Annotated in this window: 27 protein-coding genes; 12 read left to right on the top strand and 15 right to left on the bottom strand. The window is 68.6% G+C overall.

The features are described 5' to 3' along the window. Nucleotides 1-8: 8 nt before the first annotated feature. Nucleotides 9-170, bottom strand: coding sequence for a hypothetical protein (locus QFZ61_RS05150; RefSeq protein ID WP_307033927.1), 162 nt, complete (start codon nt 168-170; stop codon nt 9-11). A gap of 163 nt (nt 171-333) precedes the next feature. On the opposite strand from QFZ61_RS05150, the gene QFZ61_RS05145 reads away from it, so the two are divergent. Next, nucleotides 334-1,170 carry an alpha/beta fold hydrolase gene (locus QFZ61_RS05145; RefSeq protein ID WP_307033925.1) on the top strand — a complete coding sequence of 279 codons (837 nt, stop codon included), beginning with the start codon at nt 334-336 and terminating at the stop codon, nt 1,168-1,170. Between the two features lie 106 nt (nt 1,171-1,276). On the opposite strand, the gene QFZ61_RS05140 is transcribed toward QFZ61_RS05145, so the two are convergent. The 3 genes from QFZ61_RS05140 to QFZ61_RS05130 form a co-directional block, all read right to left on the bottom strand. After that, nucleotides 1,277-2,293 (bottom strand): serine hydrolase, encoded by a 1,017-nt coding sequence (locus QFZ61_RS05140; protein ID WP_307033923.1) that lies wholly within the window; start codon nt 2,291-2,293, stop codon nt 1,277-1,279. A gap of 85 nt (nt 2,294-2,378) precedes the next feature. After that, nucleotides 2,379-2,618: a hypothetical protein gene (locus QFZ61_RS05135; protein ID WP_307033921.1), complete on the bottom strand. Its 240-nt coding sequence runs from the start codon at nt 2,616-2,618 to the stop codon at nt 2,379-2,381. Between the two features lie 129 nt (nt 2,619-2,747). Beyond that, complete coding sequence (locus QFZ61_RS05130; protein WP_307033919.1) at nt 2,748-3,398, bottom strand: uracil-DNA glycosylase; 651 nt, start codon at nt 3,396-3,398, stop codon at nt 2,748-2,750. 83 nt (nt 3,399-3,481) lie between these two features. Between QFZ61_RS05130 and QFZ61_RS05125 the strand changes: the two genes are divergently transcribed. Then, nucleotides 3,482-4,006, top strand: a complete 525-nt coding sequence (locus QFZ61_RS05125) for a DUF488 family protein (protein ID WP_307033917.1) — start codon at nt 3,482-3,484, stop codon at nt 4,004-4,006. 30 nt (nt 4,007-4,036) lie between these two features. Here QFZ61_RS05125 and QFZ61_RS05120 read toward each other — a convergent pair whose 3' ends face one another. Next, nucleotides 4,037-5,020, bottom strand: a complete 984-nt coding sequence (locus tag QFZ61_RS05120; protein ID WP_307033915.1) for an aldo/keto reductase — start codon at nt 5,018-5,020, stop codon at nt 4,037-4,039. 101 nt (nt 5,021-5,121) lie between these two features. On the opposite strand from QFZ61_RS05120, the gene QFZ61_RS05115 reads away from it, so the two are divergent. The 5 genes from QFZ61_RS05115 to QFZ61_RS05095 all read left to right on the top strand — a co-directional run bounded on the left by QFZ61_RS05115 (nt 5,122) and on the right by QFZ61_RS05095 (nt 9,075). Beyond that, nucleotides 5,122-5,286 carry a glycine zipper domain-containing protein gene (locus QFZ61_RS05115; RefSeq protein WP_307033913.1) on the top strand — a complete coding sequence of 55 codons (165 nt, stop codon included), beginning with the start codon at nt 5,122-5,124 and terminating at the stop codon, nt 5,284-5,286. A gap of 29 nt (nt 5,287-5,315) precedes the next feature. Beyond that, on the top strand, nt 5,316-6,155 hold the full coding sequence (locus QFZ61_RS05110; RefSeq protein WP_307033911.1) for a hydroxypyruvate isomerase family protein: 840 nt from the start codon (nt 5,316-5,318) through the stop codon (nt 6,153-6,155). Further along, a complete protein-coding gene (locus QFZ61_RS05105; protein ID WP_307033909.1) occupies nt 6,152-7,360 on the top strand; it encodes an MFS transporter in 1,209 nt (402 codons plus the stop codon). Before QFZ61_RS05110 ends, QFZ61_RS05105 begins: the two co-directional genes overlap by 4 nt. Before the next feature lie 123 nt (nt 7,361-7,483). Further along, the gene (bcp, locus tag QFZ61_RS05100) at nt 7,484-7,960 is read left to right on the top strand and encodes a thioredoxin-dependent thiol peroxidase (protein ID WP_307033907.1); all 477 of its coding nucleotides are present in this window, start codon (nt 7,484-7,486) and stop codon (nt 7,958-7,960) included. A 167-nt stretch (nt 7,961-8,127) separates the two neighbouring features. Further along, nucleotides 8,128-9,075 (top strand): type IV toxin-antitoxin system AbiEi family antitoxin domain-containing protein, encoded by a 948-nt coding sequence (locus tag QFZ61_RS05095; protein WP_307033905.1) that lies wholly within the window; start codon nt 8,128-8,130, stop codon nt 9,073-9,075. 91 nt (nt 9,076-9,166) lie between these two features. Here the strand turns inward: QFZ61_RS05095 and QFZ61_RS05090 are convergent, their stop codons facing one another. Continuing rightward, nucleotides 9,167-10,015 (bottom strand): class I SAM-dependent methyltransferase, encoded by an 849-nt coding sequence (locus tag QFZ61_RS05090; protein ID WP_307033903.1) that lies wholly within the window; start codon nt 10,013-10,015, stop codon nt 9,167-9,169. A 205-nt stretch (nt 10,016-10,220) separates the two neighbouring features. Between QFZ61_RS05090 and QFZ61_RS05085 the strand changes: the two genes are divergently transcribed. From QFZ61_RS05085 to purM, 3 genes are all read left to right on the top strand, one after another. Then, a complete protein-coding gene (locus QFZ61_RS05085) occupies nt 10,221-10,559 on the top strand; it encodes a hypothetical protein (RefSeq protein WP_307033902.1) in 339 nt (112 codons plus the stop codon). A gap of 72 nt (nt 10,560-10,631) precedes the next feature. Next, nucleotides 10,632-12,326 (top strand): amidophosphoribosyltransferase, encoded by a 1,695-nt coding sequence (gene purF, locus QFZ61_RS05080; protein ID WP_307033899.1) that lies wholly within the window; start codon nt 10,632-10,634, stop codon nt 12,324-12,326. After that, nucleotides 12,323-13,492 carry a phosphoribosylformylglycinamidine cyclo-ligase gene (purM, locus tag QFZ61_RS05075; protein WP_307033897.1) on the top strand — a complete coding sequence of 390 codons (1,170 nt, stop codon included), beginning with the start codon at nt 12,323-12,325 and terminating at the stop codon, nt 13,490-13,492. Before purF ends, purM begins: the two co-directional genes overlap by 4 nt. Nucleotides 13,493-13,568: 76 nt before the next feature. Here the strand turns inward: purM and QFZ61_RS05070 are convergent, their stop codons facing one another. Beyond that, nucleotides 13,569-14,348, bottom strand: coding sequence for a VOC family protein (locus QFZ61_RS05070; RefSeq protein WP_307033895.1), 780 nt, complete (start codon nt 14,346-14,348; stop codon nt 13,569-13,571). A 244-nt stretch (nt 14,349-14,592) separates the two neighbouring features. Continuing rightward, nucleotides 14,593-14,826 carry a DUF3073 domain-containing protein gene (locus tag QFZ61_RS05065; RefSeq protein WP_307033892.1) on the bottom strand — a complete coding sequence of 78 codons (234 nt, stop codon included), beginning with the start codon at nt 14,824-14,826 and terminating at the stop codon, nt 14,593-14,595. A 350-nt stretch (nt 14,827-15,176) separates the two neighbouring features. Here QFZ61_RS05065 and QFZ61_RS05060 point away from each other — a divergent pair, with 350 nt between their 5' ends. After that, nucleotides 15,177-16,037, top strand: coding sequence for a hypothetical protein (locus QFZ61_RS05060; RefSeq protein WP_307033890.1), 861 nt, complete (start codon nt 15,177-15,179; stop codon nt 16,035-16,037). 98 nt (nt 16,038-16,135) lie between these two features. Here QFZ61_RS05060 and clpB read toward each other — a convergent pair whose 3' ends face one another. Both clpB and QFZ61_RS05050 read right to left on the bottom strand, forming a co-directional pair. After that, complete coding sequence (clpB, locus tag QFZ61_RS05055; RefSeq protein WP_307033888.1) at nt 16,136-18,796, bottom strand: ATP-dependent chaperone ClpB; 2,661 nt, start codon at nt 18,794-18,796, stop codon at nt 16,136-16,138. 178 nt (nt 18,797-18,974) lie between these two features. Next, the gene (locus QFZ61_RS05050) at nt 18,975-20,432 is read right to left on the bottom strand and encodes a YdiU family protein (protein ID WP_307033886.1); all 1,458 of its coding nucleotides are present in this window, start codon (nt 20,430-20,432) and stop codon (nt 18,975-18,977) included. A gap of 206 nt (nt 20,433-20,638) precedes the next feature. Between QFZ61_RS05050 and QFZ61_RS05045 the strand changes: the two genes are divergently transcribed. Continuing rightward, on the top strand, nt 20,639-21,139 hold the full coding sequence (locus QFZ61_RS05045) for a carboxymuconolactone decarboxylase family protein (RefSeq protein WP_307033884.1): 501 nt from the start codon (nt 20,639-20,641) through the stop codon (nt 21,137-21,139). A 10-nt stretch (nt 21,140-21,149) separates the two neighbouring features. Here QFZ61_RS05045 and QFZ61_RS05040 read toward each other — a convergent pair whose 3' ends face one another. From QFZ61_RS05040 to QFZ61_RS05020, 5 genes are all read right to left on the bottom strand, one after another. Continuing rightward, nucleotides 21,150-22,232, bottom strand: coding sequence for an SDR family oxidoreductase (locus tag QFZ61_RS05040; RefSeq protein ID WP_307033882.1), 1,083 nt, complete (start codon nt 22,230-22,232; stop codon nt 21,150-21,152). Between the two features lie 83 nt (nt 22,233-22,315). Next, the gene (locus QFZ61_RS05035) at nt 22,316-23,365 is read right to left on the bottom strand and encodes a sulfate/molybdate ABC transporter ATP-binding protein (RefSeq protein WP_307033880.1); all 1,050 of its coding nucleotides are present in this window, start codon (nt 23,363-23,365) and stop codon (nt 22,316-22,318) included. Continuing rightward, nucleotides 23,362-24,198: an ABC transporter permease gene (locus QFZ61_RS05030; protein WP_307033878.1), complete on the bottom strand. Its 837-nt coding sequence runs from the start codon at nt 24,196-24,198 to the stop codon at nt 23,362-23,364. The genes QFZ61_RS05035 and QFZ61_RS05030 overlap by 4 nt, the downstream gene beginning before the upstream one ends. After that, complete coding sequence (gene modA / locus QFZ61_RS05025; protein ID WP_307033875.1) at nt 24,195-24,989, bottom strand: molybdate ABC transporter substrate-binding protein; 795 nt, start codon at nt 24,987-24,989, stop codon at nt 24,195-24,197. The genes QFZ61_RS05030 and modA overlap by 4 nt, the downstream gene beginning before the upstream one ends. Then, nucleotides 24,986-25,396: a molybdopterin-binding protein gene (locus QFZ61_RS05020; protein ID WP_307033872.1), complete on the bottom strand. Its 411-nt coding sequence runs from the start codon at nt 25,394-25,396 to the stop codon at nt 24,986-24,988. Before QFZ61_RS05020 ends, modA begins: the two co-directional genes overlap by 4 nt. Nucleotide 25,397: the final 1 nt, after the last annotated feature.

Raw genomic sequence — 25,397 nt, 5'->3', positions numbered from 1 at the left:
GGCAGGCTTTAGCGGCCGAAGAACTTGGCGAAGAAGCCGGTTTTCGGCTCGTCGGCATGGCCCTTGCAGCGGTCGGCGCTCTTGACGCCGCGCATAACCTGGTCGACGTGCTGGCCGCAGCCGGCCCACGTGGTCTTACCGCACTTCTTGCATGCAACCTGTCGGCACATATGCTGTTCCCCTTTGGTAGGTTTCGTGCCTCCACTATACCCCAGGGGGTATGCGGACCAAATTCATGGAACAGGCCGCACCCCTTGGGCGTTGCTTTCCTACAGTGGGACCCGGGAGGGCAGCCCGCGGATTGACTCCAGACCGTACCGAGAGGACCGCTTCATGGCATACATCAAGGTTGGAACCGAGAACAGCACCGACGTCGAGCTTTACTACGAAGACCACGGGTCCGGACAGCCGGTGGTCCTGATCCATGGCTACCCGCTGGACGGATCGTCCTGGGAGAAGCAGACGGCCGCGCTCCTGGCCGCCGGCTACCGCGTCATCACCTACGACCGGCGCGGGTTCGGCCAGTCCAGCAAACCGACCGAGGGTTACGACTACGACACCTTCGCCGCTGACCTCAATACGCTGCTGACAAACCTGGACCTGAACGACGCCGTGCTGGTCGGCTTCTCGATGGGCACCGGCGAGGTGGGCCGCTACCTGGGCAGTTACGGTTCGGCACGGGTGGCCAAGGCCGTGTTCCTCGGCTCGCTGGAACCCTACCTGTTGCAGACCGAGGACAACCCGGAAGGCGCCCCGCAGTCGGTGTTCGACAGCCTGATGGAGGCAGTCACCGCCGACCGATACGCCTTCTTCACCGACTTCTTCAAGAACTTCTACAACAGCGACACCTTCCTGGGCACGCCACGGCTCAGCGAGGAAGTGATGCGGGCCGGCTGGAACCTCGCCACCTCGGGCGGCCCGACGGCGTCGGCGGCCGCACAGCCCACCTGGCTCACCGACTTCCGCGCAGACGTGGCCAAGATCGACGTCCCGGCCCTGATCGTGCACGGCACCGCGGACCAGATCCTGCCGATCGACGTTACCGGCCGCCGCTTCGCGAAGGCGCTGCCGGACGCGGAGTACGTGGAGATCGAGGGCGCCCCGCACGGCATGCTGTGGACCCACGCCGCCGAGGTCAACGAGGCGCTGCTGGGGTTCCTGGCGAAGTAGCCGGGCTTTTCGCGCCGCTTTCGGACAGGCGCGCCCCGGGCCCGGGGTGCGCCTGTCCGTTTCCGGTGCGCCCGTCCGTTTCCGGTGCGGACTCGGCGAAGCGCGTCTAGAACACGGCGTCCGTTACCGCGGCCGCTATCCGGTGGATGATGTCCGTGCGCTCCGGGGCACTGCTCAGGTCGTCACCGCTGGTGTAAACCACGAGGGCGTACGCCTGCCCGTCCTTGGCGAGGATGGCGGCATCGTGCAGTTCCCCGTCCAGCGCGCCGTACTTGTGGAAGACGGTGACGCCGGCGGGAACCGCGGCGGGAATCAGTGTCTCATCGTTCGTGTCCTGCATGGCGGAAAGCAATTGCGCGGCATCCCTGGCCTCCAGCAGCGTTCCGCGGTAGAGCCCCGCCAGAATCCGGGCCATGTCCGACGGCGTGAGCGCGTTGCTCTCGGGGCTGTACTGCACGCCCAGCGACGCCGCATAGTCCGTCAGTTCCGCGTGGCCCACGGCGTCCATGATCAGCGCCCAGGAGTCGTTATCACTCTGCTGGATCATCGCCTGCAGCTGGAAGGCCGCGGAGTAGTCGCCCAGCTGTTCGTCCAGCGAGGCTGCGCCGATGTCGACCTGGTGGTAAAATGCCTCCGCAGCCAGCACCTTGGCGGTGCTGGCCGCCACGAAGGGGTCCTCGCTCCCATACCGGTGAACCTCCGCATCGGAGCCGCCCGATAGGTCCACTAGGGCCACCCCGATCCGGTACTCAGGACTGGCGTCAATGATGCCGTTGATCTCCGTCTCAAGTTCCGGGTCAATGGTTCCGGCGGCGGCGTGCAGGGCTGCGGTGCCCGCTCCTGCGGCCGCAGCGCCGGTTCCCGCTGCGGTGCCAGCGGCAGCCCCGGCTGCGAGGACGGCAGTTCCGGCGGCCTGAACGGCAGCGCCGGCCGGTGCGAGCTTGCTTGTCACGGTTCCGGTTACGGTTCCGGCCGCGGCCGCCGTCGAACGGGGGTGCGCGGCCGAATAGCCGCCGAGGGCTAGCCCCATTGCCAAAAGGGCAGTAACTGCGACCGGCAACAGGGCGGTGCTGCGCCGATCCGCCCGTACGTGCCGCGGGCCGGTGTGCCCGTGCCAGGTCATGCTCTCTTCCATAGCGGCTCAAGCTAGCGGTACGACCTATGGAAGAACTTTGAACTTGCTGTCACCCGGTCATGGCGACGGTCTCTTACACCTCGTCGTCCCAGGTGCCGGCGTCAACGGCGTCTTCCGGCTTGTCCTCGGCTCCGGGGTCGCCGGACCCGACATAGGCGGCGGGCACCGTTCCGGCGGCATGGGTCATTTGTTCGTCACGGATGTTGCCGGCCTGCCCCGGTTCGGCGTGCGGCTGGCGGACTTCGACGGCGTCCGGGTCGCCCGGTCCGCGCAGGTCGGCGGGATCGGTGCTCGGTTGGTTCGGATCAGTCATGGTCCTGCCTTTCATCCACGGATCAAAACGTCCTTCCACCCTAGCCCGGCCGGCACGGACGCCGGGGGCTCCCCTGCCGACCGTGCCGACCCTGCCTAACCTGCCGACCCACCGACCCTGCCGACGAACCTAACGGGCCATGCCGGCGTCGATCAGTTCCTGCAGTCCCCGCTTGAACCCGGCCCGGCCGCCGTGCGCAGGGTGCCGGATTTTCGGGGCGTCGAAGCCGCTGCGCTGCAGGCTGCGGTGCGACACGTTACCGACGGCCACCACCGCCTCGACGGCGAAGATCCGGGCCAGCTCCTGCCAGAATGGGGAACCGAGGGCCGCTTCGGCGGCGGTGGGGGTGCGGTTGGACAGCGGCCGGCCAGGCAGGTGGGTGTGCCAGGGGCAGGCGCTCCAGAGCAGCGGAAGGAACTCCAGCTCGGCTAGGACCTCCCACATCACCGTCGCCGTCGGCTCCGCCGCAATTCCGTCGGCGTCCGGCGGCACAACGTAGCCCTTGCCTGGTCCGAAAAGCCCGAGCCGGTTCGCTGGACCGCCGAACATGGTCCTGTTGGTGAAGGGAACGCCGGTGATCCCCATGCCCCGGAAGCCCGGCGCCTCACCGACCAGCAGCACTTTCGGGGAGCGGTCGAGCATTTCCTGCAGGTAGATGGCGAGGTTCAGCCGGCGCTGGGCGTTCCCGGGTGCAGCGTCGTCAAAGAAGTTGTTGCACGCTGGCCCTGTCTCCACGGCGGCGAGCCGGTTGACGAAGTCCTCAATGGCGCGTGAAGTCATAGCTGGTGCCCGTTCCGTTGGCAGCTCGTAGCTCAACCAGACTATCCGCGCCGCCCCCGCCGCCGGCGTTTAGCATGGGGGACATGACGGACACGACTATCTTCACGGTGGGGCACTCCACGCACCCCATCGACGAGTTCATCGGCATCCTCAAGGCCCACGGGATCAAGAAGCTGATCGATGTGCGGACCGTCCCGAAGTCACGGCACAACCCGCAGTTCAACACCGATGAGCTGGCGGCGAGCGTCCGGGCCAGCGGAATCACCTACCGGCGGATGGCCTCCCTGGGCGGGCTGCGGCACACCACCAAGGACAGTCCCAACGGCGCCTGGCGCAATGCCTCGTTCCGGGGCTATGCGGACTACATGCAGACCGAGGACTTCGCTGACGCCGTTGGCCAGCTGCTGGAGCACGGCAAGCACAGCGACGCGGCGATCATGTGCGCCGAAGCCGTCCCCTGGCGCTGCCACCGCTCGCTGGTCGGCGACGCGCTGCTGGTCCGGAAGGCCAAGGTGCTGGACATCATGACGGAAAAGTCCGCCAAGCCCCACACCCTGACCTCCTTCGCGCGGGTGGACGGGGAGCGGATTTGGTACCCACCGGAGTGATCCGGCCCGGCAACCTACCAGTAGAGCGGGCTACCAGCGCGGGTGGATCGAGGCGCGGAAGTAGCGGTCATAGATTTCGCGGACGCCGACGTCGAACGTCGCGTCGATGCCGCTGACCGACGCCGCCTCCGCGTTGCCGCGGGCCTGCTCGACGTTCCGGGCGCCGGGAATGACGGTACTCACGCCGTCCTGGGCTGCGATCCAGGCGATGGCCGCCTGGGCGGTGCTGACGCCGTCGGGCACCAGCTGTTCGAACTCCGCCACGGCCTTGAGGCCCTCCGCGAAGTCGATGCCGGAGAAAGTCTCGCCGACGTCGAACGCCGCCCCGGCGCGGTTGTAGTTCCGGTGGTCGTCCTCGGCGAAGGACGTGTCCGCGGTGTATTTCCCGGAGAGCAGACCGGAGGCGAGCGGCACGCGGGCGATGATGCCGACGCCGGCGGCCTGTGCCGCGGGTAGCACCTCGTCCAGCGGCTTGAGCCGGAAGGCGTTGAGGATGATCTGCACCGTGGCGGTACCGTCATGCCGGATCGCTTCGAGGGCCTCATCGGTCCGCTCGACGCTGACGCCGTAGTTCCGGATAGCGCCCTCGGCCACGAGGGTGTCCAGAGCATCGTAGACCTCGGCGTTGCTGTAGACGGCACTCGGCGGGCAGTGCAGCTGGACCAGATCGAGCTGCTCTCTGCCGAGGTTGCGCCGGGACCGGTCAGTCCACTCGCGGAAGTTGCTGAGGGTGTAGTTCTCCGGCCGCTGCTCCGCGCGGCGGCCCATCTTGGTGGCCACGGTGATGTCCAGGCCCGGGTTGTCCGCTAGGAAAGCGCCGATGGCCTGCTCGCTGCGGCCGTCCCCGTAGACGTCCGCGGTGTCGAAGAAAGTGACCCCCGCTTCGGCGGCGGCGTCCAGGACGGCCCGAGCCTGCGCCGGGTCCACGGTCCCCCAGTCCGCTCCAAGCTGCCAGGTTCCCAGCCCGACGATGGAGACGTTCCGTCCGGTCTTGCCCAAGATGCGCTGTTCCATGCTCCGACTATAGGCTCAGATGTGGGCCCGGGCGGCTCGGATGCGGGCCCGCGCGGCTTGGATGGGGGCCCGCGCGGCTTGGGGCTTGCTAGCCTGAGCCTGTGAAGTACGAGTCGCTGTGGATCGGAATGCTGGTTGGTGCTGCCATCGGCTATGCCGTCGGCGTGGCCACGGCGGACAAACCCTTCACCGGGCTGCTGATTGGCGTGGCCGTCGGGGCGCTGGTCGGCCTGGCCACCCGGAAAGATCCGCGGAAGCGGCGGTAGCCCGTCCCGCCCTGCACCCGAAAGAACCCATGTCCTACACCGTGAACTGCTCCATCCTGCTGACCGAACTGCCGCTGCTGGAACGTCCCGCGGCGGTGAAAGCGGCGGGTTTCGACGCCGTCGAGTTCTGGTGGCCCTTCGCGGACTCCGTTCCCGGTGACGCCGAGATCACTGCCTTCGAACGGGCCATCACCGACGCAGGCGTCCGGCTCACGGGGCTGAACTTCAACGCCGGGGACATGCCTGCCGGGGACCGCGGTCTGGTCTCCTGGGCCGGCCGCAGCTCGGAGTTCCGGGACAACATCGACGTCGTCGCCGGCATCGGCGCGCGGCTTGGCTGCACCTCCTTCAACGCGCTCTACGGCAACCGGCAGGACGGGCACTCCCCCGAGGAGCAGGACGAACTCGCCGTCGAAAACCTCGCCGCCGCGGCAGCCGTTGTGGGCCGCAGCGGCGGAACAGTGCTGCTGGAGCCGGTCAGCGGCGCACCCCGCTACCCACTCCTGACGGCCGACGACGCCGTCCGCGTTCTGGCGCGGGTCAGGCAGGAGACGGGCGCGGCGAACATCAAGCTGCTCGCCGATTTTTACCACCTTTCGGTCAACGGCGACGACGTCGATGCGGTCATCGAGCGGCACGCCCGGGATTTCGGCCACGTCCAGATCGCCGACAGCCCGGGCCGCGGCGCTCCGGGGTCGGGCGGCCTTCGGCTGGCCGGCTGGATCGCCCGCAGCCGGGAGCTGGGGTACGAAGGCCGGATCGGCCTGGAATACAAGGCGCCGGCGGAAACCGCGTTCGACTGGGCGCTCGGCCAGCCTGCCAGCGAGCCCGCCAGCCGGGCCGCCTCCGGCCGGAGGGACATGCCGTGACCCCCGCCGCCACCCGGAACACGACCGACCGTACCGCCAGGATCGGCGTCGCCTTCATCGGCGTGCTGCTTATCGCCGTCAACCTGCGGGTTTCCTTTGTCACCGTGGGGCCCGTCCTCGGGAACATCAGCACCGACCTCGGGCTTTCCAGTGCCGCAGCCGGGTTCCTGACCGGACTTCCACTCATTGCCTTTGCCGTCTTCTCGCCCCTGGCGCCCGGCTTCGCCAACCGGGTGGGCCTTGACCGGGCGCTCTGGACCTCCCTGCTGATCCTCGCCGCGGGTATCGTGCTGCGCTCCCTGCCGCTGACCGGGGTGATCTGGGCCGGCACCGCGCTGATCGGGCTGGCCATCGCGTTCCTCAATGTCCTGGTGCCCTCGCTCGTGAAGCGGGATTTTCCAATGCGGGTCAGTCAGGTCACCGGGGGCTATACCGCCGCCCAGGCCGCCTTCGCCGCGGTGGGGGCCGCCGTCGTCGTCCCGGTAGCCCAAACCTCCCCGGCCGGTTGGCGGCTGGCCCTGGGAATCTGGGTGGGACTGGCTCTGATTGCCATGGCGGTGCTGCTGCCCTGGCTGCGCCGCCACCGGACGGGCACGGCACATGCTGCCGCCCCGAAGGCCACCTACCGGTCGCCCTGGTCCTCCGCCCTGGGCTGGCAGGTGACGATCTTCATGGGGCTGCAGTCGATCGCCTTCTACGTCCTGATGGCCTGGCTGCCCACCATCGAACAAAGCCGCGGCGTCCCCGCCACCACCGCCGGTATCCACTTGTCTGTGTTCCTGCTGATCAGCGTCTTCGCCAGCCTTGCCGCCGGCGGCATCCTTCACCGCGGACGCGACCAGCGGCTGGTGGCCTCCACCAGCGGCGCGCTCACGGTGGCGACGTTCCTGGGGCTGACGCTGGCGCCGGACCTGGTGCTGCTGTGGATCGTCCTGGGGGCCATCGGCTGCGGAAGCCTCATTGTCGTCGCCTTGTCCCTGTTCAGCCTCCGGACGGTGAACCACCCGCAGGCTGCGGCGTTGTCCGGCATGGCGCAATCTGTCGGCTACGGGCTCAGCGCGGTGGGACCGGTCCTGTTCGGCGCCTTTCACGACCTCACCGACGGCTGGACGCTGCCGCTCCTCGTGACCGCGGGCATCATGGCGGTCCTCTCCCTGGTGGGGCTGCTGGCCGGGCGGAACCGGGTCATCAGCGGACCGGCCTGAGGGCGGACCGGCCCGAGCGCGGGTCCGGCAGGTGCGGGGCGCGGGTGCCGCTCGCGGAATAGGGAATCAGCGCCCGGTGTTGTGCCTCACAGATTCCATTCCAGCCCTCCCGAAGGACTTCCCATGAGCCAGAACCCCGTCAAGCTCCAGCCCGGTACCCCGGCCCCCGACTTCACGCTTCCCGATGCCGAGGGCAATCGGGTGTCGCTCGCTGACTACCGCGGCAAGAACGTCATCGTGTACTTCTATCCGAAGGCGGCCACCCCGGGCTGCACCACCGAAGCCTGCGACTTCCGTGACAGCCTGTCCTCGCTGCAGGGCTCGGGTTACGAAGTGCTGGGCATCTCCCCCGACGGCCCCGAAGCACTCGCCCATTTCACCGGTGACTTCGCGCTGACCTTCCCACTGCTCGCCGACCAGGACCACGCCGTCGCCCTGGCCTACGGAGCCTGGGGCGAGAAACTGGTCCGCGGTGAGGTAACCGAAGGCATCGTTCGCTCCACCGTGGTCCTTGATCCGGAGGGCAAGGTCAAGCTCGCGCAGTACCAGGTCAAGGCCGAGGGCCACGTCGCCGCACTGAAAGCCGAACTGGGCGTCTAGGGGTCCGCACGGTATCCGGAAATCCGCGCCGGTTTCGGACGGCCGCGCACCGGGCCCGCGGTGCGCCCGTCCGGAACCGCCACGAAAACCGCGAACCACTCCGGCGGTTCTCCACATCCGCTGTTTAGTCCGTTGCCGGCGTCGCATTCCCGGGACAGCATCGGGGCATGGACCGAACCGACTTCATCCTCAGCAGCGACTCGGCACGTCTGGGCCGCGATACCCGTCAGCTTGCCCGCCGGGCTGCCGCGGGCGAGTTGCGCCGGATCCGGCAGGGCGTCTACGCGCCCGCCGCTGTGTGGGACGCGCTGAAATTCTGGGACAAGTACCCGCTTCTGGTTCAGGCAGCCGCGTCGACCTTGCAAAACCGGACCGTGTTTTGCCGGGCATCATCCGCCGCGCTGTGGGATCTTCCAGTACTGGGCCGCTCACTGTTGGTGCATGCCTGCACCTTCGATGACCGCGGCGGCCGCTCCCGGGCCGGCGTCCGGCGGCACTTCGCTGATGCCGGGTTGCTGCAGGTCGACGAACGTCGCGGGTTGCTGGTCACTTCCCGGCTCCAGACGGTGCTGGACCTCGCGGCGTTCGAGTCTTTCGAACAGGCGGTTGCCGCCCTCGACCACGTCCTGAAACCTCAACCCGGGCTGGCGCCGCTGAGCAAGTCGGAGCTGGATGCCGGCATCGGGACCAACTACTCCGCCTCGGCGGCCAGGCGCATCCGTGCCGCCCTAGACTTCGCGGATGCGGCGTCGGGCTCGGCCGGAGAGTCCGTAAGCCGGGCCCTGATGCACCGCCTCGGCTTCCAGTCTCCGACGCTCCAGTCCGAAGTCTTCGATGCCAGGGGTTTTGCCGGCCGCCCCGACTTCGAATGGTGCGAAGACCGGCTCTGCGGAGAATTCGACGGCCTGGTCAAATACCAGAAGCCGGAGTACCTACAGGGCCGCACCGCCTCCGACGTCGTCATTGAGGAGAAGCGCCGCGAAGACCGGATTCGGGCGACCGGGCGGAGGGTGATCCGCTGGACCTGGAAGGGGATCTCCTGCTCTGCCCGGTTCGGGGCTTACCTTTCGGCTATGGGCGTCCCGCGGCAGACACGACCGGCCTGCCGCCACTGAAACCGCGCCGATCCTCGAAATCCGCGCCGGTTTCGGACAGCCGCACCCCGGGTCCGCGGTGCGGCTGTCCGGAACCGGTGCGAAAAGCGGCCTACACCCGGGTTCCGGCCACGATGGTCGCCGCTGACCGCAGCCGGACGGCGCCTTCGTGCTCATAGCGCCCCAGCATCTGGAACACGTCCGAACGGATCAGGGCCTGTGCTTCCCGGTCCGCCTGCGCCAGCCCCAGTGCCACCATGGTCGCGATGTCCTGCATGAACTCCCAGTAACTCTCCGGGGAGCGGTGCACCAGGTCCGTGCTGACCGTCCGCTCGGTGACCTCCACGAGTCCGGCCTGCCGGAACAGCCGGGCCATGAAGCCCGGCGCCGAGCAACGGAACACCCCCGGCATCCCGGCCGGCGGCCGCGCGAGCTCGGCATGCTGCACGAGCGCGCCGAGCACGAGGGTGGCCCAGGGGTTCTGGGCGGCCCGGCCCCAGACGGCGGCGCTGATCCTCGCGCCGGGCTTTGCCGTGCGCATCATTTCCGCAAGAGCGGCCCGCGTGTCCGGAAAGTACAGGAACCCGAAGCGGCACAGGACGGCGTCGAACGTCGCGTCCTCAAAGGGCAACCCTGCGGCGTCGCAGACACTGAAGCTCACGTTGGTCAGGCCCAGGCCAGCGGCTTTCTCGGTGGCCACGTGCAGCATGCCGGCAGAAATGTCCGCCATGGCGACCTGGCCCTCCGGCACCAGCGCCGCGGCCGTAAGCCCGGGTTCGCCGGTCCCCGAGGCGACGTCGAGCACCACCGAATCCGGCCCCAGCCAGGCGTCCTCGATCACAGCGTCGCCGAAGGGCCCGTGCCAGCCGAGCAGTGCCGCGTCCCACTTCTTCCAGCCGGCCGCGAAATGGTCCCAAATAATGCGCTGCCGGTCGCGGATGTCGTCCGCTGCAACTGCCATGGTGCGTCCTTACAGTCCGCGGACCGCACCCTCCCCCGCACACAAGTCTGCCCCGTAGTCCCCGTTCCCGCTAGGCTTCCGGATTTCCGCCGCGGAATCGGACAGCCGCACCCCGGATCTGGGCAGCCCCTGTCCGAATCCGGCGCGAAAAACCGGGGCGAACCGGCGCGAATCCGAGGCACGGCGGGGCAGTAGGCTTAACGGCATGGTTCCTGAAGACACCCCCGTTGTGCCCGAACGACGCGCCGTCACCGTCCGGCGCGCTCCGAAGTATGTGCCGTTCCTGATTGCTGGCGGCCTGCTGGGCGTCGTGGTGGCGGCTGTCATCGCCTACGGCCTGCCGGGGGACGAGGGCTACGACGCGAATTCCGTCTTCGGCTTCTTCCTGACCTTCTGCATCGCCGGCGGCGCAGCCCTGGGCGCCGCCGTGGCACTGGTGCTGGACCGGCTGAGTGTCCGCAAGGCTGAACGCGCCGTCGTAGAGTCCGTCCCCGACTCGGTTCCGGACACCCAGGGCGAGAACGACGGCGGGGACCGCGCGTAAGCGGGCGAGCACAAGCAGGTCACAAAGCAGTCGTCGGGACAGACCCTGCACGCAACGTGAGATAATCGACCAGTGGCACGCGGCGATGGAAAACTCACTCATGATCTTCTCTCTGGCGAAAAAGGCCCGCAGGACGCATGTGGCGTCTTCGGCGTCTGGGCTCCCGGCGAAGAAGTAGCAAAACTCACCTACTACGGGCTGTACGCGCTGCAGCACCGGGGTCAGGAGTCGGCTGGTATTGCCACCAGCGACGGCAAGCGGATCAACGTCTACAAGGACATGGGCCTGGTGTCGCAGGTCTTTGACGAGACCACGCTGAACACCCTGACCGGCCATCTCGCCGTCGGCCACTGCCGATACTCCACCACCGGCGCGAGCCACTGGGCCAACGCCCAGCCCACCCTCGGCGCCACCGCCACCGGCACGGTCGCGCTGGCACACAACGGCAACCTGACCAACACCGCCGAGCTCAAAGCCATGATCGTGGCCCGCAAAGACGCTCAGCTGACCGGGGAGCTGAAGCAGGGCAACACCTCCGACACCGCCCTGGTCACCGCGCTGCTGCAGGGCGAGGAGGGAGTGTCCCTCGAGCAGACCGCCATGGAACTGCTGCCCAAGATCAAGGGCGGCTTCTGCTTTGTCTTCATGGACGAAGGGACCCTCTACGCTGCCCGCGACACCTACGGCATCCGCCCGCTGGTGCTGGGCCGGCTGGAGCGCGGCTGGGTGGTCGCCTCCGAGCAGTCCGCCCTCGCCACTGTCGGGGCGAGTTTCATCCGCGAGATTGAACCGGGCGAATTCATCGCGATCGACGAGGACGGCGTCCGTTCGCAGCGCTTCGCCGAGGCGACGCCGGCCGGCTGCGTCTTCGAGTACGTCTACCTCGCCCGCCCGGATGCTTCCATCGCCGGCCGCTCGGTGTACGAGTCCCGCGTGGAAATGGGCCGGCAGCTCGCCCGGGAGAACACCCAGGAAGCGGACATCGTCATTCCGGTGCCGGAATCCGGCACCCCCGCCGCCGTCGGCTACGCCGAGGAATCGGGCATCCCGTTCGCGCACGGCTTCGTCAAGAACGCGTATGTGGGCCGGACCTTCATCCAGCCCTCGCAGACGCTGCGCCAGCTCGGCATCCGGCTCAAACTCAACGCGCTGGAGTCCGTGATCCGCGGCAAGCGCGTCGTGGTGGTGGACGACTCTATCGTCCGCGGCAACACCCAGCGCGCCATCGTGCGGATGCTCCGCGAGGCCGGCGCTGCGAGCGTGCACATCAAGATCTCCTCCCCGCCGGTCAAGTGGCCGTGCTTCTACGGCATCGACTTCGCCTCCCGTGCGGAACTGATCGCCAACGGCGCCACCATCGAGGAAATCACGCAGGCCATCGGCGCGGATTCCCTCGCCTACATCTCCGAAGACGGCATGATCGAAGCCACCCGCCAGCCGCGCGAGCGGCTCTGCACCGCGTGCTTCACCGGCAAGTACCCCATCGAACTGCCCACGGCGGACAAGCTCGGCAAGAACCTGCTGGAGCGCACGGACCTCGGCGGCCTGCCCGCAACCCCGGCCCCTGCGGGTGCTCCGGTTGCCGTTGATGCCGCCGGCGCCGATGCCATCTCGCCGCAGACCGACCCGGCCGAGAAAGCCGGTGCCACCGGCTGCGATCCCGGTCCTGACTCCGAGTTCGAGGAACTGCTCACCGAGGCCGACCTTGTGCCCGAGATCCACCACGAAGCCACTACCCCCGGCGCCGACAAGAAAGAGCCAGTATGACTTCCGCCTCCCCGGCCGCTGACATGAACGACGCCGGGAGCACCGGCATCACCTACGCTTCCGCCGGCGTCGACGTCGAAGCGGGCGACCGCGCCGTCGAACTCATGAAGGACGCCGTCAAGGCGACCCACAATTCCTCGGTAATCGGCGGCGTCGGCGGTTTCGCCGGCCTGTACGACGTGTCGAAGCTGCTGACCTACAAGCGGCCGCTGCTGGCGACGTCGACTGACGGCGTGGGCACCAAGGTCGCGATTGCGCAGGCCATGGACATCCACGACACCATCGGCTTTGACCTGGTGGGCATGGTGGTGGACGACATCGTCGTGGTGGGCGCCGAACCGCTCTACATGACCGACTACATCGCCTGCGGCAAGGTGGTTCCGGAGCGCATCGCGGACATTGTCCGGGGCATCGCGGCCGCCTGCTCGGTCGCCGGGACCGCTTTGGTGGGCGGCGAAACCGCCGAGCACCCGGGCCTGCTGGGCGAACACGAGTACGACGTCGCCGGGGCCGCCACGGGCGTCGTCGAGGCCGACTCCCTGCTCGGCCCGGACCGCGTCCGCGCCGGCGATGTGGTGATCGGCATGGCTTCCTCCGGCCTGCACTCCAACGGCTACTCTCTGGTCCGCCGGGTGGTCAACCACGCCGGCTGGGCCCTGGACCGGCACGTCTCCGAATTCGACCGTACCCTGGGCGAGGAACTCCTCGAACCCACCCGCGTGTACGCCGCGGACTGCCTGGACCTGGCCCGCGCCTTCCCGGTCAACGGTTCCGCTGCCGGCCGGGCCGTCCGCGGCTTCAGCCACGTCACCGGCGGCGGGCTGGCCGCGAACCTCGCCCGCGTGCTGCCGCAGGGCCTGCTCGCCACCGTCGACCGCGCCAGCTGGGAACTGCCCGCCATCTTCAAGCTGGTCTCCGAACTGGGCAACGTCCCGCTCCCCGACTTGGAACGCACCCTCAACGTCGGCGTCGGCATGGTCGCCATCGTCTCCCCGGAAGCCGCCGACGCCGCGGTGGACCACCTGAATGCCCGCGGCCTGCCCTCGTGGATCATGGGCACCGTCGGGGAAAACTCCGATTCGGTCGTCAAGAGCGGCCCGGATTACGTCCAGGGCGCCAAGGGCGTCGACGGCGGCGCCGTCCGGATGGTCAACGCCTACGCCTAGCGTCATCGAGTGCCCGGCCCATCGATCGAGTGCTCCCGCCGGCTCCCGATCTGTTGGCGGGGAGCACTCGGCCGGGTTAGACCTCCAGCAGGCTGAAGACGCCGCCCTGCGGGTCCCGGAGGGTGGCGATGGTTCCGGCTTCTTCGATGTCCTCCGGTTCGACCAGGACCACGCCGCCGGCTGCCCGCGCCGCCGCGACGGCTTCGGCCACGCTGGGGACACCGAAATACACCTGCCAGCCCGGTTCAAGGTTGGCTTCGGCTTCGGGCACGGTGGCGATGCCCGCCACTTCGGTACCGCCCACCACTAACGTCGTGTACGTTCCGCCGTCGTCCTGCGGATATTCGGTCACATCGTGGCCAAACAAAGTCTGGAAGAAGCCGACGGCGGCCCGCGGCTCGGGAGTGAGAAGCTCCACCCAGGCCAGCGCCCCGGGCTCCTCGGTGCGGGCGGCACCGAAGTGGGAGCCCTGCTGCCAGACGCCGGTGGTTCCTCCTCCCGGCGGAGTCAGGAAGACCATCACGCCGGTGTCACCGACCGCCTCCGGACCAAAGTCCAGCGTCCCACCGGCGTGCGGCACATCAGCGGCAAGGGCAGCGGCATCGGCAGCGGCGAAATAGACGTTCCACCGGCCCGGAGTTGCGGCGTCCAACTGCTGAGTGTTCTGCGGCGCAATGACAGTCACCAGTTCCGAGCCCAGGAAGGCCTTGGAGTAGCTTCGCCCGTCCGGGGTTGGCTCATCCTCGTAGCGCCAGCCGAAGAGTGCCGAGTAGAACTCCTTGGCGGCTGCCACATCCGCGGTCTGCAGGTCCGCCCAGCAGACCTCACCTTCGGAAAAGCCGGAACGAATGGCCATGGAAGCCCTCCCCGTGCGCCGCTGCCGGACGTCCCGGCAAGGTCCACGGTAGCCGGGCCCGGGGGCCTCAGCAACCGATCAGCGGCGGCAGGGCACGGCAATTGCCGGGACGCAGCCGGAGGCGGACGGCACCTTGTGGGCAAACACAAAAAACCGCCGGCCACGCCCCGTAAGGGTCGTGGCCGACGGGCCTGAAAAACATGGCCGGCGCCCTTCCTGGAAAGGACCGCCGGAAGAGGACCGACTAACCGATGCGGCGGGTACCTACCCCGTCGTCGTCGTCTTCCAAATCGTCCGCGTACTTATCCACGTAGGCCGAATAATCCGGCTCTACAGGCTCACTCGAGAAACGACTCGGCGCACGGACCTCAGAGCTCTTCAACTCACGCTGAAGGGCTGTGTAGTCAGTATTCGGGGAGTAGTACTTGATGTCCCGAGCCTGCTTGGTAGCTTTTGCCTTTTGACGGCCGCGCCCCATGGCGTGACCCCCTTTGTACTCGGACCGGAGGTGGTCACCATTGGCGTTAGTGAGGCCCCGGAATGTTTGGTCAATTTGTCGTACACCTAGATTACATGCTTTCGGCTCCGACTGCGCGCCGGCCCGGACCGCTGGGGACAGTGTGGACCATCCAGGCACGCTCCGGCTCCTCGGCCCGGCCTCCCGAGCCCGACGTGACGGTTTCTGACAGGGCCAGACCGTGCCGCCGGCGGCCCGCCCAAATGCGGGCAGGCGGGCTTCTTCGATAGAGTCTCATCTTGGGTTCCCGGAGACGGAGCCCAAGCCGGACCTCCTGCCCGGCCTGACGCACTGAAGAGGTGGATTCCCGAGTGACCGAAAAACCGGTGAGCGACGTGAACGTCAGGCGCGGCGATGCCGGGATGCCTGGCGCTGCCCCCACGGACGGATCCGGCGAGGCGCCGGTACGCATACCTCCTGTCCGCATCCCGCCACGGCCCTCGGCGCCGCCCACCTCGGCCGTGCCGGTCGTGGCAGCCCCAGCCCCACCCCCAGCCGCACCGGAGCCGGAAACACCCGCCTCGCGCCGGAGCGCCACGCGAACCAAGAACCGGACGACGCCGGCGGCCGCCCCCGACGGACAGCCCGCCGAGAAGGCTTCGAACACAGCCGCGGGCCGGTCCATGCCCGGCGCAGAGCAGCTCCGCAAACAGCTTGCCGCCCGCACAGCCCAGCTCAGGGCTGCGCAGCTTGGGCCGCGGGCCCGCTCGCTGGGCAGCACCGCGCTGGCGGGCGCGCAGGCGGGCGCGCAGCGGCTGGGCCCGGCGAAGATCGCCGCCGCGCTGGCCGCCGTCGTCGTGCTGGCCCTGCTGATGTGGTGGCTGACCTCGCTGGGATCCGCCGGCCAGGACTCCGCCGAGAGTTCGCGCACGCCGGCGGCCGGCGCCTCGTCCGCCCCCGCGGACCGCGGGCCGCTGCCCCTGGAGGGCGTGAGCCCGCTGGACTTCCGGCTGGGCGACTGCTTCAAGGATTTTGACCCGAACGCCGCGACTTCCACCGTGGTGGCCTGCGACGCCGGGCATTCAGCGCAGCTGGTGGCGGTCCAGTCGTATGCCGCCTCGGACACCTACCCGGGCCGCGATCCCCTGAAACAACGGGCGCTTGACGCCTGCAAGGGCGCAACCCTGACCGAGAAGTCCAGCGGCTACACGCTCAACTACAAGCTGGCGTAACCCCAGCTCCTCCAGCTGGGGTACCGGCGACCGTCGGGTGGACTGCTATGTAGCCGCCGACGGCGGAAACATCATCAAGGAATCACTGCTCCCCTAGTTCAGCCCTTGCGGCGGACGGAAAGTCCGCCGCTCCTGGAGGCGGCGCCGCCGTCGGGCCTGGCGGAGACGTCGGAGCCGCCCATGGTGAGTTCCATCAGGTCCGGGGCGGTGTCGACCAGGACGGTGTCGCCGTCGGCAATCTCCCCGGCGAGGATCGCCTTGGCCAGCCGGTCGCCGATTTCGCGTTGCACCAGGCGGCGCAGCGGGCGGGCGCCGTAGGCCGGGTCGTAGCCGGTGACAGCGAGCCAGGCTCGGGCGCCCTCCGTGACCTCCAGGTTGAGCCGGCGGCCCTTGAGCCGTTCGCCAAGTTCCTTGACCTGCAGTTCCACGATATGGGCGAGTTCCTCGACGCTCAGCGGGTCGAAGAGCACCACCTCGTCGAGCCGGTTCAGGAACTCCGGCTTGAAGGAGGCGTGCACGGTGGCCATCACGGCGTCCCGCTTCGCCGCGGCGTCCAGGTTCGGGTCCACCAGGAACTGGCTGCCCAAATTCGAGGTCAGAACCAGGATGACGTTGCGGAAGTCCACGGTCCGGCCCTGCCCGTCGGTGAGGCGGCCGTCGTCGAGCACCTGCAGCAGGATGTCGAAGACTTCCGGGTGCGCCTTCTCCACTTCGTCCAGAAGCAGCACGGAATACGGACGACGGCGGACGGCTTCGGTCAGCTGGCCGCCCTCCTCGTAGCCCACGTAGCCCGGAGGTGCACCGACGAGCCGGGCCACGGAGTGCTTCTCCGAGTACTCGGACATGTCGATCCGCACCATGGCGCGTTCGTCGTCGAAGAGGAAGTCGGCGAGCGACTTGGCCAGTTCGGTTTTGCCGACGCCGGTGGGGCCCAGGAACAGGAAGGATCCGGTGGGCCGGTTGGGGTCGCTGATGCCGGCGCGGGCGCGGCGGACGGCGTCGGATACGGCGGTGACGGCCTTGGTCTGGCCGATCAGCCGTTCACCCAGGACGTGTTCCATCTCCAGCAGTTTCTGGCTCTCGCCCTGCAGCATGCGCCCGGCCGGGATGCCGGTCCAGGCGGAAATGACTTCGGCGATGTCGTCGGCCGTGACCTCGTCGGCCACCATCTGCCGCGACTTGTCCGGCGCCGCTGCCTCGGCCTCGGCGGCGGCTTTGAGCTCGCGTTCCAGGGCCGGAATTTCGCCGTAAAGGATCCTTGAGGCAACCTCAAGGTCGCCTTCACGCTGGGCCTTGTCGGCGGTCGAGCGGAGCTCGTCGAGCTTGGCCCGGAGGTCACCCACCCGGTTCAGACCAGCCTTTTCGGCCTCCCAGCGGGCGTTCAGGGCCGCGAGTTCTTCTTTCTTGTCCGCCATGTCCGAGCGGAGAGCCGCGAGCCGTTCCACCGAGGCGGGGTCGGTCTCCCCGGCCAGGGCGAGTTCCTCCATGGTCAGCCGGTCCACCTGGCGGCGCAGCTGATCAATTTCTTCCGGTGCGGAGTCGATCTCCATCCGCAGCCGCGACGCTGCCTCATCCACCAGGTCGATCGCCTTGTCCGGCAACTGCCGGCCGGAGATGTAGCGGTTGGAGAGGGTTGCGGCGGCCACCAGGGCGGAGTCCGAGATGGAGACCTTGTGGTGGGCCTCGTAGCGTTCCTTCAGGCCGCGCAGGATGCCGATGGTGTCGTCCACGCTGGGTTCACCGACGAAGACCTGCTGGAAGCGGCGCTCCAGGGCAGGGTCTTTTTCGATGTTCTCGCGGTACTCGTCGAGCGTGGTGGCACCGATCAGCCGGAGTTCCCCGCGGGCGAGCATCGGCTTGAGCATGTTTCCCGCATCCATTGAGCTGTCTCCGGAGGCCCCGGCCCCCACCACCGTGTGCAGCTCGTCGATGAAGGTGACGATCTGGCCCTCGGAGTTCTTGATTTCCTCGAGCACGGCCTTGAGCCGTTCCTCGAATTCGCCGCGGTACTTGGCACCGGCGACCATCGAGGCCAGGTCCAGAGCGATCAGGGTCTTGCCGCGCAGGCTCTCGGGCACGTCGCCGGCCACGATGCGCTGGGCCAAGCCTTCGACGACGGCGGTCTTGCCGACGCCGGGCTCGCCGATGATCACCGGGTTGTTCTTGGTGCGGCGGCTGAGGACCTGGATGACGCGGCGGATCTCGGCGTCGCGCCCGATCACGGGGTCCAGCTTGCCGGAACGCGCGATCGCGGTCAGGTCGGTGCCGAACTTCTCCAGCGACTGGAAGGTGTTTTCCGGGTCGGCGTTGTCCACCTTGCGGTCGCCGCGGACCCCGGGCAGTGCCGCGAGCAGCGCCTCGTGGGAGGCGCCCGCCTCGCGCAGGAGCCGGCCGACGCCGTCGCTGCCGGAGGCGAGGCCCAGCAGCAGATGCTCGGTCGAGACGAAGGAGTCCCCGAGCCGTTCTGCTTCATTCTGGGCGTTCTTGATGGCTTGCATGGCGGTACGGGACAACTGCGCCTGCTGCACAGAGCTGCCCGACGTCGCCGGCAGGGCCTTGATCGCGGAGCTCGCCTGGACGCTGACGGCGTCCGGATCGGTGCCGGTGGCCCGGAGCAGTGCGACGGCGACGCCTTCCCGCTGGTCCATGAGCGCCTTGAGCAGGTGGGCCGGTTCCAGCTGCGGGTTTCCGGCCGTCGAGGCGTTCATGGCAGCTGCCGAAAGCGCCTCCTGGCTCTTGGTGGTGAATTTGGCGTCCAAAGAGAGCTCCTTCCGGGGATAATACTGTCGTCAGAGTTGAGTCTAGCCCGCTCAACTTTGGATTGCGTCGCTTTGGCTCCATGTTTGCCCACGGCGAAACTGCTGTCTAGGGGCGCCCAGCCCGGCGCAGTTCACCGCGGGACGCCGATCAACGATGCCCTGCGACGCGGACCGGCAGTCAGGTGCCGCAGAACGTTCGATAGGCGGTGTCTTCCGGACCGGGTTCGGCATACCGCTCCAGACCAGGGCGCTCATCGAAGGGGCTGGAGACCGCTTCCATCAGCCTGCCGAGCGGGCCCACATCACCGTCGGTGCCGGCCGCGAGGGCCTCCTCCACCAGATGGTTCCGAGGTATATAGACGGGGTTCACCCGGTCCATCGCATCGGCGTCGGGCTCCAGGGCGCACCACCGCTCGGCCCAGGATTCGAAGGCGGCCGCGTCGGCAACCATGTTCCGCGCAGACTCCCGCCGGCCCCGGGCCGCCTGGGCCAGGGCCCGGAAAAACGAGGTGTAGTCCGCGCGCGCCGCTTGCAGGAGGGCCAGAAGCTCGTCGACGAGGGGCGAGGCGGCGTCGTCTTTCACGCCCCGAAGCCCGATTTTGGCCTTCATGCCTGCCGCCCAGGCGGCGCTGTACTGCGGCCGGAACCCGCCAAGAGCCTCCACCGCCAGTTCCGCCGCCTTGTCCTGGTCATCATGGATGAGCGGGAGGAGCGTCTCCGCCAGCCGGGCAAGGTTCCACTCCGCGACCGGCGGCTGGTTGCGGTAGGCATAGCGGCCGGTCTCGTCGATGGAGCTGAAGGAGGCCGCGGGATCGAACGCGTCCATGAACGCACACGGCCCGTAGTCGATCGTCTCGCCGGAGATGGTCATGTTGTCCGTGTTCATGACCCCATGGACGAAGCCCACCAGCATCCACCGGGCCAGCAGGGACGCCTGGGCTTCCACGACCGCCTCAAAGAGTGCCAGGTACCGGTTCTCCGCCTCTGCCGCGGCGGGGTGGTGGCGGCTGATGGCATAGTCGGCAAGCCGGCGCAGCAAATCGATGTCGCCGGTGGCCCGGGCGTACTGGAAACTGCCCACCCGCAGGTGGCTGCTGGCCACGCGGGTTAAAACCGCGCCCGGCAGGACGGTGTCGCGCTGCACTGGGCGCCCCGTCGCCACGACGGCGAGGGACCGCGTGGTGGGCACGCCAAGGGCGTGCATGCTCTCGCTCACGATGTATTCACGCAGCATCGGGCCGACGACTGCCCGGCCGTCACCACCGCGGGCGAACGGAGTGCGCCCTGAGCCCTTGAGGTGGACATCGCGCAGCCGCCCGTCGGCGTGGGTGAGCTCCCCGAGCAGCAGCGCGCGGCCGTCGCCCAGACGGGGCGCGTACCAACCGAACTGGTGGCCGGCGTAGGCCTGCGCTACTGGCGTGGCGCCGTCGGGCAGTCCGTTCCCGATCAGCAGAAGCGTGCCCTCCGGACTGCGGAGGTAGTCAGGATCAAGGCCAAGGTCCACGGCGAGGGGCTCGTTGAGCACCAACAGCCGCGGGTCCGGGGCCTCCTCGGCTCGCCAGGGAATGGCCAGCTCCGCAAAATCACGTGCGAACTGGCCCTCGAAGGTGGCGGTGGAATTGACTGTGTCCTTCATCCATCAAGACTACGCGGATGCCCTCTTGCGTGGTTGCCCGCCAAATCGGCAACACGGCTGACAAAGTAAGCGATCCGGCGGACGGTTCCCCCAAGGAACCGACCACCGGATCGAAGTATGGCTATGGGTAAACAATGTCATACGCGTGACAGATTTGTCACATCACACGGCGTAGCGACGAAAAAGTTGTCGGTAGTCTGGGAGTTATGGATGAGATTTCGGGACCAGGGCACAGCCCCCGCAGCGTTTTCCTAGACAAAGAACACCCTGCAGCGTGGCGGGCGCTCAACGGGCTCGGGCTGAAAGCCAAGGAGTCAGCCCTGGAGGCCGGGCTGGACGAGACACTGATCGAACTGCTTAACGTGCGCATCTCCCAGATCAACGGATGCGCCTACTGCCTGGACCTGCACGTCGGCGATGCCGTCCAGAATGGCGAATCGCCGCAGCGTTTAGCCGTGCTGCCGGCCTGGCGGGAGACGGAGCTCTTCACCGAGAAGGAGCGTGCCGCCCTGACTCTGGCCGAGGCAATCACGAACATCGCGGACCAGCCGTCCCGCGAGCGCGAGGGCCGCCAGGCCAGAAAGCATCTCAACGACGCCGAGTTCTCCGCGGTCAGCTGGCTCGCAATCACCATGAACGCGTTCAACCGGGTTTCGATTGTCAGCCGGCACCCGGTCCGGAACAGGAACGGCAGGAATAAGCATTAGGCCGGGCGGCTCAGGGAATCAGCCGGTCAGCCCGGAGCCTGTCGAACAGCCCCGTGAAGGAGTCCAGCGTCCGCCGGTACCCGGTGAAGCCCGCGAGGCGGCTCTTGCTCATGTCCGCCAGGACCTCGATGTTGCGGCCCAGGTCGCCGTCGGTGTGCCACCACGACGAGACGCGGCCCAGGTCCCGTTCAGCAAGGCCGTGGCGGGCCGCCAGGTCGGCCCACACCGTCTCCATGCCCTGCATCTGCTCTTCCAGCGGGCGGGGCTCGTTCTCGAAACCGACGGCTTCGAGCCCGAAGTAGGCGGCAAGCCGCGGCCACATCCAGCGCCACCGGAAGACGTCGCCGTTGACGATGTTGTAGGCCTGGTTTCCCGCCTGACCGGCCGTGGCCGCCCACTGCATGTGTTCGGCCAGCAGCCCGCTGTCGGTCATGTCCGTGAGGCTGTTCCATTGGGTCTCCGAGCCGGGGAAGATGAACGGTTTGTTCAACTCCTTGCAGAGAGACGCCTGCACGGCGAGGGTGAGTCCCATGTTCATGGCGTTGCCCACCGCGTGGCCGATTACGGTGTGGGCGCGGTGAACTGACCAGGTAAAACCCTGGCGTTCCGCCGCGGCCCACAGTTCGTCCTCCTGGGCATAGTAGAAGTTGGGAGCCGGCAGCCGGGGCTCTTCCTCGTGGAAGGGCGTATCGGGCATTTCACCGGCGGCATACGCTTCGAACGGGCCCAGGTAGTGCTTCAGCCCCGTCATCAGGGCGACGTGTTCCACCGGGCTGCCCTGCAGGGCATCGAGCAGGTTCCGCAGCAGCGCGGCGTTGACGTCGATGTTTTCGCGCTCCGTTGCCTGCCGCGACCACGCGGTGAAGAACACATGGGTCGGTTTCTCCCCGGCCAGTGCTGCTGCCAGGCTCTCGGGTGAGGTCAGGTCCGCGCCGACGGGCCGTACACCGGGCCGAGCGACACCGCTCCTAGACAAGGCGAGGACGTCCCATCCCCTCTCCGCGAGCAGGGCCACAAGCGCAGAGCCCGCAATCCCGCTGGCACCTGCCACCAGGGCGGTCCGTCCCTGGCCAAGCTCTGGGCTGTTGCGCACGTGTGGTTCCTCCTGGTTTCGGGACGGCGGTCCTCTCCACCCTAGGCCCCGGAGCCGGCCGCGTGGTTACCGTAGATACCGGCCTACGCCGGGTAGATCGAGACGGCGGCGGCCTTCACCACGAAGTACGCCTGCACTCCCGGGGCCAGTCCGAGGTCCGCTGACGCCGCCGGCGTGACGTCCGCGGACAGCTCTCCGGCGCGCACCCGGATCTGGTCGCCGTGCGGTTCCAGGTCCGTCACCGTGACCGGGAAGGAGTTGCGCGGACTGCCGTGCGCTTCGGTCAGGAAGACGGAGACGGACGACGGCGGGAAAGCCGCCACGCCGCCTTGGCCGGGAACCGGCGGCTCCTCGTGCCGGCCGGAGAATTCCCGTCCCGATGCGGTCTGGAGACCTGCGGGGGTTACCGTGCCGGTTACAAGGTTCAGCCCGGCGAGTCCGGCGGCGAAGCGGCTGCGGGGCCGCTGGAGCACCTCTCGGGTGGGTCCGTCCTCGGTGATCCGGCCCGCGTCCATCACAATCACGCGGTCGGCCAGCATGTAGGCGTCCAGGACGTCGTGCGTGACGATGATGGCGCGCCGGCCCGCTAGGACTCTCTTCAGCAGGCGCCGCAGCAGGGGCGCGGCATGGACGTCCAGGGCGGCCATCGGCTCATCCAGCAGCAGCAGGTCCGGACCGGCGGCCAGGGCGCGGGCCACCGCGACGCGCTGCGCCTGACCGCCGGAAAGTTCGGCCGGGCGCCGGCCGGCCAGCTCTGCGGCGTCGACCTCGGTGAGCCAGTGCCGGGCGGTGTCCCGCGCCTCCGTCCGCGGGACGCCCGCGCTGCGCGGTCCGAAGGCAACGTTTTCCAAGGCGGTCAGATGCGGGAATAGCAGCGGCTCCTGGGCCAGCAGGGCCGTGCCGCGGCGGTGCGGTGGGCTCCAGGTAGGCCGTCCCTGCCCCAGCTCGAAAAGAACGCGGCCGTCCATCTCCGCCCGGCCTGAATCCGGCCGGAGCAAGCCGGCGATGACCGACAGCAGGGTGGATTTCCCGGCTCCGTTGGGTCCCAGCACCGCCACCGTCTCGGCGGCGCCCAGACCCAGCGACACGTCCACGCCGCGGCTGGGAACTGCGGCCTCCAGCTTGAACGTCATGAGAGCGCCCCTGCCGCCGCCGGCGCGGGGTCCCCGGCGGAACGGCGCGCCGGCGCCGGGCCCCGATAGCTGAGCCCGACGACGATGACCGCCACCGCGACAAGGACCAGCGACAGCGCGACGGCGGCGTCAGCGTCGGTCTCCCGCTGCAGGTAGATCTCCAGCGGCAGCGTGCGGGTGACACCCTGCAGGCTTCCGGCGAAGGTGAGAGTGGCGCCGAATTCCCCCAGACTGCGCGCGAAGGAAAGCACGGCCCCGGAGGCGAGGCCGGGCAGCACCAGCGGCACCGTGACACGGCGCAGCACGGTCGACGGACTGGCGCCGAGGGTCGCCGCTACCGCCTCGTACCGGCTTCCGGCGGAGCGCAGGGCACCTTCGAGGCTCACCACGAGGAATGGCAGCGCAACGAAGGTCTGGGCGAGGACCACCGCCGTCGTCGAGAACGCGACCTGGATGCCGGCAAGCTCCAGGCTCCGCCCCAACAGGCCCTGCCGGCCGAAGGTGTAGAGCAGCGCAATGCCGCCCACCACCGGCGGGAGCACCAGCGGCAGCAGCACGAGCGACCGCAGCAGCCGCTGGCCGGGGAAATCGGCGCGGGCCAGCACCAGGGCCAGCGGGACACCGAAGAGCACGCAGAGCACGGTACTCGCAGCCGCCGTGCGCAGGCTGAGTGCAAGGGCGGTGAGCGAGGCTTCCGAGGTGACGAGCGGGAGAAATTGCGGCCAGTCGACCCGGGCGGCGACGGCGGCAAGCGGCAGCAGGACAAACAGCGCCCCTGCGGCGGCGAGGGCGAAAACCCAGCGAGGGATGCCGCTGTAGCCGTGGCGGGTCACGGGCGCCCGAAGCCGGCGTCGGCGAGGACCTGCCGGCCCTCGGATCCGGTGACCAGCGAGACGAAGGCGGCCGCGAGGTCCTTATCGCGGCCGGTCCTCAGCGCGGCGATCGGATACCGGTTGACGACGGCGGCCGCCTCGGGGAAGGGAATGCCTTTGACCTTTGTCCCGGCGCTCCGGACATCGGTGACGTAGACGAGTCCGGCGTCGGCCTCGCCCGAGCTGACCTTGCCGAGCACGTCGGTCACGGAGGATTCCTCACTCACCGGCTGTAGGGTCACGCCGGTTTTCTCCTGAACTGATTTGGCGGCCGCACCGCACGGGACCTGCGGCGCGCACACCACCACCCGGGTCCCCGCCTTGGTCAGGTCCTCGAACGAGCCGATCCGGGCCGGGTTGGCAGGAGGCACCGCAATGGCCAGGACGTTGCTGGCGAAGTCCTGCGGGGCCCCGTTCACCAGCCCGGCGTCGGAGACCTTGGCCATGTTCGCCGGGTCCGCGGAAGCGAACACGTCCGCGGCGGCGCCCTGGCTCAATTGTGTCGCGAGATCGGCCGAACCGGCGAAGCTCAGCGCGACGCTGGACCCGGGGTGGCCGACTTCGAACTTCCGGGCCAGCGCTGTGAAAGGTTCCTTCAGTGAGGCGGCGGCGAACACGGTGAGTTTCTGGCCTGAACCGTCCGCCCCGCCGGCACCGCTGCCGGCACCTCTACCGGGCGACGCGCAGCCGGCGGCACCCGCCGCGAGGACTGCGGAGAGCAGCAGGGCCGCGGCCTTCCGGGCCCGGTTCACAGCATGCTCTTTCCGTGCGGGTTTTCGATGATCACCGTGGTGGCTTTGACGACGGCGGTGGCCACCGAGCCCAGCTCTAGGCCCAGGTCGCGGACGGCCTCGCTGCTCATCAGCGAGACCACCCGGAACGGCCCGCACTGCAGCTCCACCTGTGCCATGACGGTGTCGGCGGTGATGGCGGTGACCAGACCGACGAAGCGGTTTCGTGCGGAACTGCCGGCACGCGAGGGGTCGTCCGGAAGCTTCGCCTGTTGGCGGGCCAACGTGGCGAGCTCAAGCCCGTCGACCACCAGCCGGCCCGACTCGTCCTTGAGCGGCGTGAGGCTGCCGTTCTCGGTCCAGCGGCGCACGGTGTCGTCACTGACACCCAGGAACCGGGCGGCTTCAGAAACGCGAAAACGAGACATA

The organism is Arthrobacter sp. B3I4 (genome assembly GCF_030816855.1).
In the GTDB taxonomy this organism is placed as follows: Bacteria; Actinomycetota; Actinomycetes; order Actinomycetales; family Micrococcaceae; genus Arthrobacter.
The sequence above is the reverse complement of the archived record's forward strand: the minus strand, read 5'-3'. Positions and strand labels throughout refer to the sequence as shown.